Here is a 14,076-nt window from a genome sequence, read left to right as displayed (position 1 = left end):
TTTTCATTGTTGCTGACACCTGTCCCAAATAAGCTGGAACACTTCTTCACAGACCTGCTCACGTTTACCCTCTCCAGAAACCTTCAGCCATTGCACATGTTGAATGCGCGAAATTCCGCTTCCATTCATCATATGGAAGTAGGCCTCTTCCATTTGGCGGGCTCGATCCTCGCTCTCATCCATATCTCTTTCTTTGTCCCGTTGGTCAATTCTCTCACGTCGCACTTCTTGCGGTACATCTATGTAAATAATATAATCAGGAGCCTTAATTTTGTTTTCAAGATGGTTAATGACCCAAATATGGAACCACGTACGCCATGATGAAGCTGACCATTTTGTTGCATAGCTGGTAACAACACTGCGATCCCCCAACACAAGCTTTTTGTCCCATGCGGCAGACCTCGCTGCAAAGTTGGAACGGTGGGCGTATAGAAACACACGCGCAATCCGATTATTTTTAAGGGTTGGAAAATATTGAAACACCTTCTCAATGAAATGACCGGAGTATGCCGGCTTTGTCGGAGACACTGTTGAAAACTCAATTCCATGCTCTTCAAACTTTTCAAGAAGATATTTAAAAATTGTTGTCTTTCCAGCACCCTTGAGCCCTTCCAAACAAATATATGTACTTTTTCCATTATGCTTGTGCAACTGCAGCTCGCCACCCTTGAACGTTATGGAATGCTTCTACAACAGCCGCTTCATCTTGGTTCTCCAAAGCTTCCCTTATTGAGATTCTATTTTTGATGCTTGCTAAACACGGAATTAACTCCCCGGCTGCAGAAAGCCTTAATGGAAAAATCCCCTCCCTGCACTGCTTTTTGACAGTACAGCTCTCGCAAAACGTGTAAGGCTTACGGGAAGAGAGTTCATCTTTGCGCAACAAAATTGTTGCCCCTGAATCCAACACAATGAGACGCTTTTGAATCCCCTCGTTGTCTAGAATGGTTCTTTCGCTGCGAATACCCATGTTTACAAACTTTGCGTATAACTCATCAAGTGTAATGTTAGCTTGGGAATCATCTGCACTTCCTGCGATAACGGGTAAAACAACGAGTGTCAAATTGCGGACTGCAATATACTCCAACAGATCAATAAGGTCCGCATCACTTGCGGAACCAGTGTAAACAAAATTGATTTTCATATCACGGAATCCCACTTCAATTGCTTTATCTATGCCTCGCAGAATCCTGTTCATGCTAACCTTATTTTTAATTTGCATCGCATCAAATTTTTCAGGATCCAGTGTGTGTAAACTAACGTTTATGCGCTGCAGACCAGCCTTTTTTAAAGGCTCAGCCAAGCTCTCCAAGAGAGCACCGTTGGTGATCATAGAGAAATCCTCTAGTCCCACAGCTGCTAACCGCTCTACCAATTGGCAGATATCTCTGCGAATTGTTGGTTCTCCACCAGTGAGCTTAAACTTTGTAAACCCTTTCTTTTTTGCAATTCTGCATGCGAACTCAAGTGCATCTATCGACAAGCTTTCACCAGTAATAGGAGCTCCTTCATTATGGCAAAAAAAGCAAGATAGATTGCAAGTGTTATTAACTGATATGCGCAGATACTGACTTTGAGCTAACATGAATTCCCCCCTGTCCATTCATCTTAATACCCCTATGTTCAGAAATATTATAACACCAATTTCATACAAAAGTTAACATTTTCTTCAATTTATATACTTTTATACCTTTTTCAAACTTTTTATCTATATACAGGAACCTTTCTGCACTTTCATTACAAAAAGAAACAGTTGACATATAAGCTGTATAAGAGCTATAGGGTACAAGAGGGGCATTTCCTGATTTTATAGACCAGCAAAAACAGGAAAACTCGTATGTCTCAAAACTAACTTGACACTAATAAAGTCCTGCATGCTTATACATTTAGTGCATCTTCTATTACCTGTTGTCTAACTTGCCTGTACATAATATGGAATACTTATTGTAGTTTAATAAGACACTCATATATAATAAATTTACTCAATTGTATTATTTTAGAAATTATTTGAAAATTACGGGGAGGAAAAGAATTCAAATGGGACATTTTATTGTAATTGAAGGTGTAGATGGGACCGGCAAGAGTACAACTGCTCATTTGTTGGCGGCAAAATTAGGAGCGGTCTACTACCAAACTCCACCTGCTATGTTTAAAGAAGTTCGATCTGTCTTTCGTAATATGGATAACGCTTGGGGGAACTTCTATTTTTATCTCTCCACACTGGCAGTGGCAGCCAGAGAAATCCAAACACTTTTGTCAAACAGCGATGTCATCTGCGATCGCTATTCATTTTCTACCCAAGCCTATCACGAAATTTCTTTGCAACAGTCATTACATACCTCTATTTCTCATCTTGATCTGTTAAAGCCAGACCTTACAGTTTTACTAAGAGCTGATAGAGTAATTAGGCATGAACGATTAATACAACGCTCTTCGGCACATTCCTTTGAGTTGGACATAGATTATCAGGAGCAAGTACAAGCAAGGATGATACGACTGCTTGAGGAAGAATCAACCCATTTCCTTACATTGGATACAGGAGCTGCAACTGTTGAAGAAATTGTTCAGCAAATTCTTGGTAAACTGAATTCCCTACAGCTAGAATCTTCCCTTAGTCGTTAATTTCTCTAGTCTGTGCTATGAAGACAAGCCCGAAATCATGCATTTCTTGGAAATTCCTATTCTTATTAAAAGTTGGATTAACCTCTTCCTGCTCCTTGTGGGATATTCCAAGCCAAATTGCTGTTCACAGAAAATTACCATTATGAACCAAAGAGGTCAGTTCGCTTCTAATCTAACCTCTTTGGCGTAATGGTTCAGTAACTTTAATCAACTGCATGGATGTGAGAAACCTGCTAACGGGAACTAGTTATTTTTCAGTTATACACTTGTTTTTTCATAGTGCTTCTTATCCAGTTCATCCACCAACCGATGGCGGTCACCATAGGTGAACAGGTGCAACACCTGCATCGCGCGCGACATGCCCACGTACAGCAGACGGCGCTCCATATCCCAATCAAAATCCTCACCCAGCCGCTCTTCCATCGGCGGATCCACGACGTCCACAATCAGGACATACTTGAACTCCAATCCCTTGGCTGTATGAAGCGTGGTCAACTTGATGCCGGGATCATGGTGCGTGCCGATTTTGTCCGGATCATCGGTCTTAGATGCTGATTTAATCAGCTGGTATGGCATGCCCGCCAGGCTCAGCTGTTTCTCCATCCGCTTCATTGACTCTATACTGCGCGAGAGGATGCCGACTGCCGCTTGCAGGTCTTCCTGGCAAATCAGCTTAACCGCTGCCAGCACCGCCTTGTTTTGCTCTTCCACTCCCTTCGCAAAGAATACTCTTGGCTTCGGGCCTTCTTTTTTAGGCAAATCCGGGCGGGTAAATTCTTCATCCTTGGAGATTTCGTCCTTCTCCTGGATGCTGTAGGCCAGCTCCATAATTTGCTTCGTGGAACGGTAGGAGTTGCGAAGCACCTTTGTCCGGCCGCCGCGGATGCTTAATCCCACCTCGTCCCAAGTGAAGGAAGTGGTAAAGATTTTCTGTCCCTTATCAGCGCCGACGATACATGATTTGCGGGCAATGTGGCACAGCACCATCAGGTTTACTTTTGTTAAATCCTGCGCTTCATCAATGAAGACATGGTCGAATTTAGACTCATCCGGAATTTTATTCAGATTACGGGACATGCTCAGACCAAAGTCATGAAAATCCATGCGGTACTCCATCTGCTTCTGGTATGCTTCAAAAATCTTAAACATCACTTTGCGGTCCTCGGCAGAAAGGCGGATCTTGCCGCCGCGGCCTTTTCGCGGCGCCTTGTTGTACGCACTGAATTCACACAAATCCGAGCCCTTGATCCAGCCGATTTCCTCTTCAATAAAACTAACCAGGTCCTTATTTTTTATAAAGCGGTGCCCGGGATGCTCTCTGCCGATCTCTTTAAGAGCATCCTGAAGCTTGGTTTGCGGGCGGTTTTCCAAATAAAACTTCTTCTTGAAAGTCTTAAAGTAGTTTTTCATAGCCCAGGAATGGAATGTAATTACCGTCAAGTTCGGCAGGTTATATGCCTCCAGCTGCCTCTGGGCGGAAACCGTCAGCGGATTTCCATAGGAAAACACCGCTACCGTTTCCTTTGGGTTTTTCTGCGCCACATCACGGGCTTTCTCCAGCAAAATCAAGGTTTTGCCGCTTCCCGCGATGCCGCGGATGAGCAGCTGGGAACCGCTGTATTTAATAATTTCCGCCTGCTGCTCGGAATACGTAACATTTTTCTTCATTTAAAGGCCTCCCCAAAAATCATCATCCAGTGACAGTTCCGATACTACGTACTCTTCTTCGCTCTCACGCACCTGTTCAATATCGCTCCCCAAAGCACTGAGCACTGCATCTAAATCCACTGCAGCCTCCATGGCATTCCATTGCACGGACTGCCAGCTGGAGCTCACACTTGTCCAAAAGGATACGTCCATTTAATTGTCCTCCTTGCCTAAATCCACGGCTTGCACCGCTTCGCTGCAGTAGCTGACATGCGGGCAGAAGCGGCACTCATAGCCGGGATTTGCCCGCATTTCCGTTTGTTCACCCAGTAAAATTTCCCTGACAACATCCGGGAAAGCAGCCTTTGTGTCCCCAAACAGCTTATCGCGCGCCACTTTCTTCATGCCCGGAAACTGGAAGTTTTTCCGCGTCTCTGTGTAGGCATGCGCGTCATCTACTTCCGTCTTTTTTCCTAACTGCCGCGGCACATAGGTAAAAGATGTTTTGGCAGCCACATACCGCTTAAACGGAAGCCACTGCGGAAAAAGCTGGCCCATTTCCTTCAGCACCTTCTCAAAACGTGCCCCGGAACCCTGGCCGGCTACTTTTACAATCTCCGAGAATAAAAACTGATGCATGAAATCACTTGAAAATACCGGATACTCTTCAGTCAGATAGCTGTAGTAAAAACGTCGCGGGCATTGCACATACTCAGCAAGGAAATCTTCAAATGCAAGTGTCTTCATTGCTTCCACCTTATCTTCCTTGCTGCTCTCTTCCTCGGAGAAGTCGTACGGCATATACGCAGCCTCTGTATGTCGGGAGCTGTCCGGCTCGCTCTTCACTTCCAGACCTAGCTGCTTGATATAGAGGGCCGGCTGCAAATTCTCCTGATTAACCATATTTTTGATCCATGACAGCCGGAGCTGCTCCTGCGGAAGATTCAGGGCGATAAAGAACAAGTAGCGGGAAATGAGTTTGTTTGCCCTGCTGCGGATCGTGTGCAATTCCAACGCAACATGTTCTTCGCTCAACTTCTCAAACGTCTCAGCCTGCAACGGCCAAGGAACGCCTTGCGCCCCAAGCGGCAGTGACTGCTCATCCAGCCCGGTCAGGTAAATCGTATGGTCCTGCGGTTTGAACATCTCGCCGTCAATCTCAATAAAGCTGGTGATATGCTCTTCGTCCCGGTCATCCAGCTTGCCGCTCAAGTAAAAATGAAGCGCTGTTTGCAAATCTGTATATAAGAACTCTGAGTCATCCTGAATATATTGCAGCTTTTGCCCCAGCTCTTGAATCAACAGCTTTTCATTCTCATTGGCAATGAGCGCCACACCCTTGCCATGCTTTCGCAGAATGCCCTGCAGCCGTTTGAAGTGCAGATGAATGTTGCTTGAATCCGACTTCTCAAACAGTGAATGTGCCATGGAGTGAATCATCTCCATAAACCTTTTCACCTGCTTTACACGGTCAAGCGGTACTGCAAAATGCCCGATTTTCGCAAATGGGCTGCGCATGCTGCGGACAATCCGGTTCTCCCTGCCGGCCGGGAATGCCTTTTCCATGCCAAGCCCTTGCACAATCAGCTGCTCCAACCGGGAAACCCAAGTGGACAGCTCACCGCAGCCTTGCAGGTAAGGAAACAGCTGCTGCAGGTCGTAGGTGTAGTCCTGTGCATGTTCACGGGTGAATTCATCGTACAGCCAGCCGGAAGAGAACAGTTCCGACAGGTTCTCTTCGGTCATATGCAGCTGTCCGTTGTTATAAATTTCGTGCAGACCGACCAAGAAACGTCCAATCGGATACGATAGGAAATTCCGCTTTTTATGGTTCAGTTCCGGATAGTACGATAACAGCAGTTCATTCAACTGCTTCTCATTCGGCGCAATAATGTTCACCGGTCTCTGCTCTCCTCCGCCAATCGGGAAGTGTGGCAGAATCACATCATGCAGGAAGTCAAAGAAAGATGGATATGCAGTCACTTCCTTCTTTGCTGCCAGCGGCTGCACCGGACGTTTTTCGTATGCTGACAAGAATGTATCAGCTATGCCGGTTCCTGCTTGGTTTGCCACTGCGTCGTACACCCACTGTTCGGGAGACGGCCAGCCAAAGCGGTCTGTCACAAATGCCTTGATGAAATCGAACGTTTCGGCATAGCGGCCGTCATAGTACTGGAAAAACGTAATACGCAGGCCCTGCTTGCGCAAAATCTCCAGGACGATCTGCTGCTCCGGCGTCACAAAGTAGAAGCCATGAAGCACAAGATGAATATCCTCATCAAGTGAAACATTTCCCCCGCGCAGCGCACGGATTGCCTGCTGCAAATCATCCCTTGAAATCGCCTTTTCCAGCTTCTCATAGTGCTCTCTGACCGCTTCATCTTCTTCCGCAAACTTGGCCCATACAGCCTGAAAAGCGCGTTCCTTCTCAGTCTTCAGCCAGCTGTCCCGCAAATGATGCGGCCATACATTTGCCTGCGTGAAGAAACGGATCGTATCCAGCACCTCCATGGCGTTGGCTCGGAAGGACCGCCGGAGCTCAGGCTGCAATTGCCCGAACCCGGCGATGATTCTGGACAAACGCAGAAACTGCTGAAAGGTTGTTTCCGGGCTGTACCATGATGCATACAGCGCTTTAATAAATTTCCGGAAAGAATATACGTGCTGCAGTTCCCCCCCGTAGCACGACCGGATGCCGCTCTCCTGATTATTTGTAGCGCAAATATGAATTGCCCCGGGAAAGGAAGCATACACCGGATGCCGCTTCCACTCCTTCGGCTGCGAATACGTGTGCACTTGCACGTTCATTCAACCGCCCCCTATCCTCTTAAGCCGCCCTGCTCCAAGATGTATGCCCAGCAATTGGTGTTGTAGATTTTCTTCGGCATGGTAATATACACACGCTGCTCCGCACGCGTCAATGCCACATACAACAGGCGTGTTTCTTCTTTGAACTGCTCAATGTCCTCATATTTCTTCAGCACCGGGAAGTGATTGTTTGCATATGACTTCAGTTTCCAGCCGAACTTCCGCCGGTCTGCCTGGTTCGCCTGCACGGATGCTTCTTCCACGAAATACTGTTGCTCCACTGCATTAAATGGGCTGTTCGTAATCGGCAGAAATACCGTGTGATATTCAAGCCCCTTGGAGCGATGGACTGTCGTAATTTCCACCTGCGCTGTATCCTGCTCCAGCACAGGCTCATTTTCGGTCCGGTTGGTGCTGATTTGCAGCTGCAGCCAATCCCGCAGCATCTGCATCGTCACGTGTTTGGCCGAGAACGTCCGTTCAAGCAGCACCATCAGATGCTGCAGATTCTTTTTATAGCGCAGGGCAGCCAGCTCCACCGCTTCCTGCGAAGGCTCCTCCCCGCCATGTTCCTGCTGAAGCTGCTGCTCCATATACTGTGGCAGCCGGGCAAACAGCTGCTTATCAAAAATAATTTTTTGGATGACTGTCAGCGGCGCCAGCGTCCGAAGAGAAGACACATATCCTTTGAACTCACCCCTTGTGCGTTCGTGCAGGAAAGATATGAGCCGTTCTCTGTGGCCCCCAAACGGCAGCAATGCCTGATACGGAATCCGGCAGCCGAAATACGGCGTCTGCAGCGCGTTCAGCACAAACTTAGGCTCATGCGGATACAGCAATCCCTCCACCAGCGCCCGGAAATCCAGCACCGGCGCACTTGTGAAAAACGTCCCGTCCAGGTTTTCTGTCGTCGGGATGCCTTTGGCCGCACAGTACTCTTTAATCTTCTTGGCATGGCGGTTTGTCCGGACAATAAAAGCAATCTTGTCGCCTTTGCCCGGTAGCGTCTCCAACGCTTTTGTAAAATCCTCCTCATAGCTGGAGGACACATGCCAGTCAGCCTTTGGAAACTGTGATGCTTCGTTGCTCCGCAGCCGGTCGCCTTCCTCATACGCCAGCCATTTCTTCTCATTCCAGTGCGCGAACAGCGTATGCATCCGATCCAGCAGTGAAGATGAACTGCGGTAGTTCAGCTGCAATTCTGTCTGCACGTATGCTGTCTCTTTTGTTTTTTCCTGCAGCTCCTCAAACGACTTGTAATCTGCGCCTCGGAAGCGGTAGATTGCCTGCTTAATGTCGCCGACGACAAACAGCCGGTATTGTAGATACTGCAGCAGACTCGCCAACAGCTCGATTTGGGTGGCATCGCTGTCCTGGAACTCGTCCACAAACATAAATTGATCCTTCGGCAACTGCCCCATTTTCCGGGCGCTCCCCGTAAAGAGCTTGAGTTTGCGGATTAAATCGCCCATGGTGATAGCGTTCTCCGCCTGCTTCAACTGATCCAGCCGGTCCTCGCAGTTGGCAAAGATATATTGCAGCACACTTTGAATCACAGCAGCATTCTCCCCGGAAACACCGCCCCAGTCCAACTGCTTCATTTCCCCGGAAGTCAGGCTCTTCTTCTCCATCTCTTCCCACATGCCGTACACAGCATCCACAAACTCATAGTCCTTGAGCTCTATTGCTAAAAAGTGATCAATCGGGTGCTTTGCAAAGAACTCATCCAGAAGCTCATAGATAATCCGCTTCTTCTCAAAGGTGAAGCTTCGCAGCTGGACATTTTGCCCATAGCCAATCTCATGGGCCAACTGCTTCAGAATAGAACGGGCAAACGAGTGGATGGTGCTGATCTGCATGTCCTTTACTTCCTCAGCAAATGCTAAAAACTGCCGGTTCTGCGTCAGCTTAAACAGTGCAAGAAACTTATCTTCCAAACGCTTCTTCATCTCATTAGTCGAAGCATTTGTGAATGTAATCATGATAATATGCTTCAGCGATATACCGCCGTTCATTAACAGAAACAGAATGCGGTCAATCATCACATGTGTCTTTCCTGTGCCGGCTCCTGCGGTAATCATCTGATGGGCATCAACAGACTGGTGGATGGCCTTAAACTGCCCGCTGTTGAAATCTGGGAAATGCTCTGCCATCTGCTTCAGCAGCGGCGCGTTGACTCCTTTGCCGTCTGTAAAGCAGCCTGCCGCGAGCGGCTCACGAATTCCATTCTTTGCCCGGTACACATTGAGCTGGAATGATTTCATCTGCTGCTCATGGCCGGCGATTTCTGACAACGCCACATCCGTGTAAGCCAGCATGTACACCTTGGTGCCCCGCTGCAGGTCATTCGCAATATCCTTTTGATAACGCTTGAAATCTGCTGCTGCCGGCACAATGTAAAGGTTGGAAAACGGAAGCTGTGGCTCAATGGCCGGCGGCTCTGCCTCCCTTGGCTGAATTCCCAGCATTCCAGATATCTTTGCCAGCTCCGTCCCGCTCAACTCCCTATTCGTCTCAAACAACGCAAAAGTTTGCAGCTTCTCCCGCAGGCGCTGTGCATCTGCCAGGTCTTCTTGAAACAGCGGCAGCGGCACATGAATCTGCTCATGGAAACCGCGCTCCCGCCATTCCCGCTCCGTAATGTACGGCAGCGCAATCCAGACCCGCTTGCTGAAACGGCGGTACAACAGCGGATTGGTTTCCAGATGGTTGCTCAGCATATGCAGCTGCTTCTCCGCCTGCTGAAACGGGCTGCCCTTCTCTTCATAAAAATTACGATAAGACCACTGATGCCCCTGGATGCTATCAACCTGGTCAATTGTAATTCCCTTTACTTCAATCACGCACACACCCAAACGTTTGTCTACAATTAATATATCAATCTCGCGGCGGCCGGAACCGTTTGCAAAGAACATGGGATAGTGGTGGATGGCCAGGGTTGACTGCTCGTTGAAAGCGCGTGTGACTGCGTCCCAGACATGAAGCTCCGCATTCAGCCCTGGCATTTCTTGCAGTGCAGTTGGTATAAACATAGAAAGTCCCCTTTCAAGTGGGAGGCTGCTAGAAATTCTCATTTTAAGTATATAATATCAGGATAATTATACTGCCATTTCACATGCAATTGTAGATGGAAGTTTATTTTTCATGTTCAGATACTATTCTATTTTTTGGAAATTTATAATAATTGCATACTTTTTATTTTCGCATATAAGGTTTATTAAAATTAAAACAGACACACTCATTTATTTCTTGTACATACAACTCAATGTCTTGCTAAATCTACCGAAATACATCCCCCCTCCCTCCCAAAACGTGGTTGCACTATCAGGTTATGTACTTGCCCAAGATAAAAGCCTATAATTTCATGCTAGTTCAGAAAGAGAAGTAAACAACGGAGCAGAAGCAAGCTTAATAAACCTGTGACCGTAAAAAAATTTTATTAGTCCCAAATTCCCTATAACCGGTCTCCCCGAAATTAGACACTTTCTGAGCGTGTCGCAAAACTACAATAAATATCCAATATTTCGCATGAACAAGACCAGCTGAATGTGAAAATGGTAGCGGTTGTACCCAAACATACGGGGGCATTTCAACACCAAGAAATTCTCCGGTTTCATGGACTTCACGGCTGTTATAGGTGGCATCTTCAAGTGCACAGGCGATGTCCAAATCGAGGTCTTCAAATACACGAAGCAACGCGGGGGCAATGATACTATCATGTCAGCACAACACCACTAACGGAGGCATAGAGATGAAGTTTGTAAGCCCGTAGACCCCCTGTGAGTCATAGAGACTGCCTCGTAGAACTGTGCTGTCAATGACATCTAGGAGTCCCGGCTGAAGCCCCATGCGCTGCAAGGTTTCGGCACGAATTTCTTCATAACTTTCTTCCCGAAACCACATAGCCACACAGGCAAATATAGCAAGATGTGGTCGGCTATTGAAGCCGCAGAAGTGTTGGAAATACGGAAACTCTCGTAGATATCAAACTAGTTTCCTCAGGGCATCCAATCGGAAATAGGTTTTCAGGAAAAAGCCTTTTAAGAAGGATTTTCGTCATAGAGAAGGCCTCCGTGTCCTGGACTAACTTCGCTAGGTTCAAGCTGTTGATGTATGAAAAAAAGTTTGCAGAGCATGGATATGTGTATGAAAACTTGGGGTACCTATAGTTCCCAATAGTAATACTTAGAGCGAGAAACTCCCAAGACACGCAATACCTGTTGCTTTGGATATTCTTGTTAAATTGAATTCCGCGCTACTTCCAGCTTCTCCGCAAATGAGGGTTCTTCTTTTTTAAGAGATCTCGCAGGATTGCAATCTCTAAGTCCTTTTCTCCCAAGAGCCTTTTCAGCTGGTCATTCTCTTGTTCCAGCTCCTTGAGAACGTACCATTGCACTGCCAGTTCTGAATGCTCGTCAAACTCTTTAACCCATTTTTTCACGAGGTTCTCATGAACCTCATATCTTCCAGCTACGGCAGCCTTATTGCCAACTTCTTTTGCTTCCTGTACAACTTGTATTTTAAACTCTTTGAAATATTTGCTCCTTCTCATAAAAAATCCCCCTGTAACTCGTTACTCTAAGTATAAGGAATCCCACTTTAGAGTGTACAAGTTCATTTGGGGGCTAAAAAGATAGTATTGTTTACACACCCAGCGTTTGTCCTTTTATATGCTTCCGGATCAATTAACATCGTTTCACTTTTAAAGAACTTACTGTTATACAGACCTTCTTCACAATCATATATCTCAACCAATCCATCGAAGAACACTGTCATTCCGTAAATATCTAATTCCTCTGACAAGCAAATAAACTGGACATCTAAAACCATTTCATTTCTTGCAATACCTAGTATTGAAACGGGTCTTGGCTTCGCTAAAACCTTTGGAAAAAATCCTTCTAAAAATCCCCTTGCTACTTTATCATATTCCAATGCTGGAATTACAGGAACACGGTTGTGTATATTATAACTTATTGCTCCCCACCTCCCTCTTTATCAATAATTCTGTTAACTTCTTTCCAGAAATCATCTCCTAATTCTGCGTTACGTGCTCTTCTTAGTGCAACTCTAGCATTAGGGAGCTTCTCATCCATAATATATTCAGATAGATCAGGGGAAACTTGGTTACGTTCACGTCCTGCCAAATCAAGCATTACATCCTTTTCTTCATCAGATAATCTAAGAACTTCAGCTAAAGCATCTAGTCCATTAATATCAGGTGGATTTCTTCTTCCCTTAATTATGTCTGACAAATAAGTTGTAGAAACACCTATTTTTTCAGCTATCGGCTTTAATTTAACATCCTTTTCAATTCTCTTCTGAGCAATATATGCTCCAAACTCTCCAGCCATAACATCTCTCCCTACGCAATTACGCTAATGTGCGTATTAGGATTATAAGTATGCGTCACTGCAATGTCAAGTAGCTCATTGAGCAAATCCCTAAACTTGATTTTGAGCATTGAAAAATCAAGTTGTCTGTGCTACAATATCTTTGTAGAATACTAAAGGAGAATTTATATTATGCGGCATGGTGGAAAACGTAAGGGTTCTGGCCGTACTCCATTGCCAGAAGACCAAAAAAGAATTGCTAAAACTATCTATATAACTCCTGAGCAACAAAACGATATTGATAGGTTTGCAAGGGGCAGCAGTTTTTCTGAGAAATGTATTGACTTAATTAGTGCGCAAATTGAGCGTAAAAAGCGTCTTGAAAACAGAGAAGTTAAGTTTATTGACCTGTTTGCTGGAATGGGCGGTATCAGACTTGGATTTGAAAATGCATTTCGTGAAAAAGGATTTGAACCTAAATGTGTACTTAGTAGTGAAATTAAAGATTATGCTGCTAAGGCGTACAAAAAGTATTTTAAGGATACCGAAGTATCTGGAGACATATCCCAAATTTCCACTGAAGATATTGAGGATTTTGACTTTCTTCTAGCAGGTTTTCCATGTCAGCCATTTTCATCCGCTGGATTGCAGCTTGGTTTTAAAGATACTCGCGGAACATTGTTCTTTGAAATTGAACGTATTCTAAAAGAGAAGAGGCCATATGGCTTCTTGCTTGAAAATGTTGAGGGCTTGGTTAATCATGATGGAGGTAGAACGCTATCAACTATAGTAAACAATCTGAAGCAACTTGATTACTTTGTATCCTACAAGTTAATTGATAGCAAATACTTCGGACTGGCACAATCAAGAAAGCGAGTTTATATTGTAGGCACAAGGGATGCACACATTTCTTTGGATAATTTTGAAGAACGTACGACTGTACTTGGTGACATTTTAGACCACAATCTCCCAACTGTAGACTCAACTTTCACAAAAAAATTATTTGAACACTTCACGTTGGAAGAAGTTGTTGGGAAAGCAATTAGAGATAAGCGAGGTGGTTCTGGTAATATTCATAGTTGGGAAATTGGTTTAAAAGGTGAAACCACCCCCGAACAGACTGAATTTCTCAACCTTCTTCTCCTTGAAAGAAGGAAGAAAAAATGGGCAGCTGAAATTGGTATTGACTGGATGGACGGTATGCCTCTCACTGAAAAACAAATAGAAACATTTTACAAGAGGGAGAACCTTCGTGAATTCCTCGATGAGTTGGTTGATATGGGATATCTTACTTTAGAATATCCTCGTAAGAAGGAAAATAATCGACGAGTTCCAGATGAAACTAAACCAAAGGGATACAATATTGTAACGGGAAAACTTTCATTTGAATTCACTAAAATTCTTGACCCTAACGATTTAGCACCCACACTGGTGGCCATGGATGTATCACGTCTTGGAATTGCCGACAATGGTGGATTACGAAGGTTATCCATTCGAGAAGGTCAACGCTTGTTTGGTTTCCCAGAAGACTATGATTTATCTTTTCTGAAGGAGAGGGAAGCATTTGACCTCTTAGGTAACACGGTCTGCGTTCCAGTGATTAAGGATATTTCTGAACGTTTAGCCGATATGTACGGAGCTTAATTCTATAGGGCATGTACAAATAACA

The 14,076-nt window shown here is 45.3% G+C and carries 11 protein-coding genes; 2 read left to right on the top strand and 9 right to left on the bottom strand.

Features of this window, described 5'->3' with window-relative positions:
- Positions 1-3 precede the first annotated feature (3 nt).
- Together NK662_RS20690 and NK662_RS20685 are read right to left on the bottom strand one after the other, a co-directional pair.
- Positions 4-651, bottom strand: coding sequence for a dTMP kinase (locus NK662_RS20690; protein ID WP_254760868.1), 648 nt, complete (start codon positions 649-651; stop codon positions 4-6).
- Positions 638-1,585 (bottom strand): radical SAM protein, encoded by a 948-nt coding sequence (locus NK662_RS20685; RefSeq protein ID WP_254760867.1) that lies wholly within the window; start codon positions 1,583-1,585, stop codon positions 638-640. Before NK662_RS20685 ends, NK662_RS20690 begins: the two co-directional genes overlap by 14 nt.
- A gap of 452 nt (positions 1,586-2,037) precedes the next feature.
- Here NK662_RS20685 and NK662_RS20680 point away from each other — a divergent pair, with 452 nt between their 5' ends.
- Positions 2,038-2,622, top strand: coding sequence for a dTMP kinase (locus NK662_RS20680; protein ID WP_254760866.1), 585 nt, complete (start codon positions 2,038-2,040; stop codon positions 2,620-2,622).
- A 258-nt stretch (positions 2,623-2,880) separates the two neighbouring features.
- On the opposite strand, the gene NK662_RS20675 is transcribed toward NK662_RS20680, so the two are convergent.
- The 7 genes from NK662_RS20675 to NK662_RS20645 all read right to left on the bottom strand — a co-directional run bounded on the left by NK662_RS20675 (position 2,881) and on the right by NK662_RS20645 (position 12,428).
- Positions 2,881-4,290: a 3'-5' exonuclease gene (locus tag NK662_RS20675; protein ID WP_254760865.1), complete on the bottom strand. Its 1,410-nt coding sequence runs from the start codon at positions 4,288-4,290 to the stop codon at positions 2,881-2,883.
- Complete coding sequence (locus NK662_RS20670; RefSeq protein ID WP_254760864.1) at positions 4,291-4,482, bottom strand: hypothetical protein; 192 nt, start codon at positions 4,480-4,482, stop codon at positions 4,291-4,293. It abuts the gene before it with no gap.
- Positions 4,483-7,077, bottom strand: coding sequence for a PD-(D/E)XK nuclease family protein (locus tag NK662_RS20665; protein WP_254760863.1), 2,595 nt, complete (start codon positions 7,075-7,077; stop codon positions 4,483-4,485).
- Positions 7,078-7,088: 11 nt separating this feature from the next.
- Entirely contained in the window at positions 7,089-10,109 is a 3,021-nt protein-coding gene (locus NK662_RS20660; protein WP_254760862.1) for a UvrD-helicase domain-containing protein, read from the bottom strand.
- A gap of 1,223 nt (positions 10,110-11,332) precedes the next feature.
- Positions 11,333-11,629, bottom strand: a complete 297-nt coding sequence (locus NK662_RS20655; RefSeq protein WP_254760861.1) for a transposase — start codon at positions 11,627-11,629, stop codon at positions 11,333-11,335.
- Between the two features lie 62 nt (positions 11,630-11,691).
- The gene (locus NK662_RS20650; RefSeq protein WP_254760860.1) at positions 11,692-12,009 is read right to left on the bottom strand and encodes a hypothetical protein; all 318 of its coding nucleotides are present in this window, start codon (positions 12,007-12,009) and stop codon (positions 11,692-11,694) included.
- Between the two features lie 38 nt (positions 12,010-12,047).
- A complete protein-coding gene (locus NK662_RS20645; protein WP_254760859.1) occupies positions 12,048-12,428 on the bottom strand; it encodes a helix-turn-helix domain-containing protein in 381 nt (126 codons plus the stop codon).
- A 171-nt stretch (positions 12,429-12,599) separates the two neighbouring features.
- Here NK662_RS20645 and dcm point away from each other — a divergent pair, with 171 nt between their 5' ends.
- On the top strand, positions 12,600-14,051 hold the full coding sequence (gene dcm / locus NK662_RS20640) for a DNA (cytosine-5-)-methyltransferase (RefSeq protein ID WP_254760858.1): 1,452 nt from the start codon (positions 12,600-12,602) through the stop codon (positions 14,049-14,051).
- Positions 14,052-14,076: the final 25 nt, after the last annotated feature.

Origin of the sequence: Ectobacillus ponti (genome assembly GCF_024294785.1) — a bacterium.
Lineage (GTDB): Bacteria > Bacillota > Bacilli > Bacillales > Bacillaceae_G > Ectobacillus > Ectobacillus ponti.
The sequence above is the reverse complement of the archived record's forward strand: the minus strand, read 5'-3'. Positions and strand labels throughout refer to the sequence as shown.

Coding starts and splice junctions, on each gene's coding strand:
- NK662_RS20685 (WP_254760867.1), bottom strand. CDS start 1,585: ATGTTAGCTCAAAGTCAGTATCTGCGCATATCAGTTAATAACACTTGC.
- NK662_RS20680 (WP_254760866.1), top strand. CDS start 2,038: ATGGGACATTTTATTGTAATTGAAGGTGTAGATGGGACCGGCAAGAGT.
- NK662_RS20675 (WP_254760865.1), bottom strand. CDS start 4,290: ATGAAGAAAAATGTTACGTATTCCGAGCAGCAGGCGGAAATTATTAAA.
- NK662_RS20670 (WP_254760864.1), bottom strand. CDS start 4,482: ATGGACGTATCCTTTTGGACAAGTGTGAGCTCCAGCTGGCAGTCCGTG.
- NK662_RS20665 (WP_254760863.1), bottom strand. CDS start 7,077: ATGAACGTGCAAGTGCACACGTATTCGCAGCCGAAGGAGTGGAAGCGG.
- NK662_RS20660 (WP_254760862.1), bottom strand. CDS start 10,109: ATGTTTATACCAACTGCACTGCAAGAAATGCCAGGGCTGAATGCGGAG.
- NK662_RS20655 (WP_254760861.1), bottom strand. CDS start 11,629: ATGAGAAGGAGCAAATATTTCAAAGAGTTTAAAATACAAGTTGTACAG.
- NK662_RS20645 (WP_254760859.1), bottom strand. CDS start 12,428: ATGGCTGGAGAGTTTGGAGCATATATTGCTCAGAAGAGAATTGAAAAG.
- dcm (WP_254760858.1), top strand. CDS start 12,600: ATGCGGCATGGTGGAAAACGTAAGGGTTCTGGCCGTACTCCATTGCCA.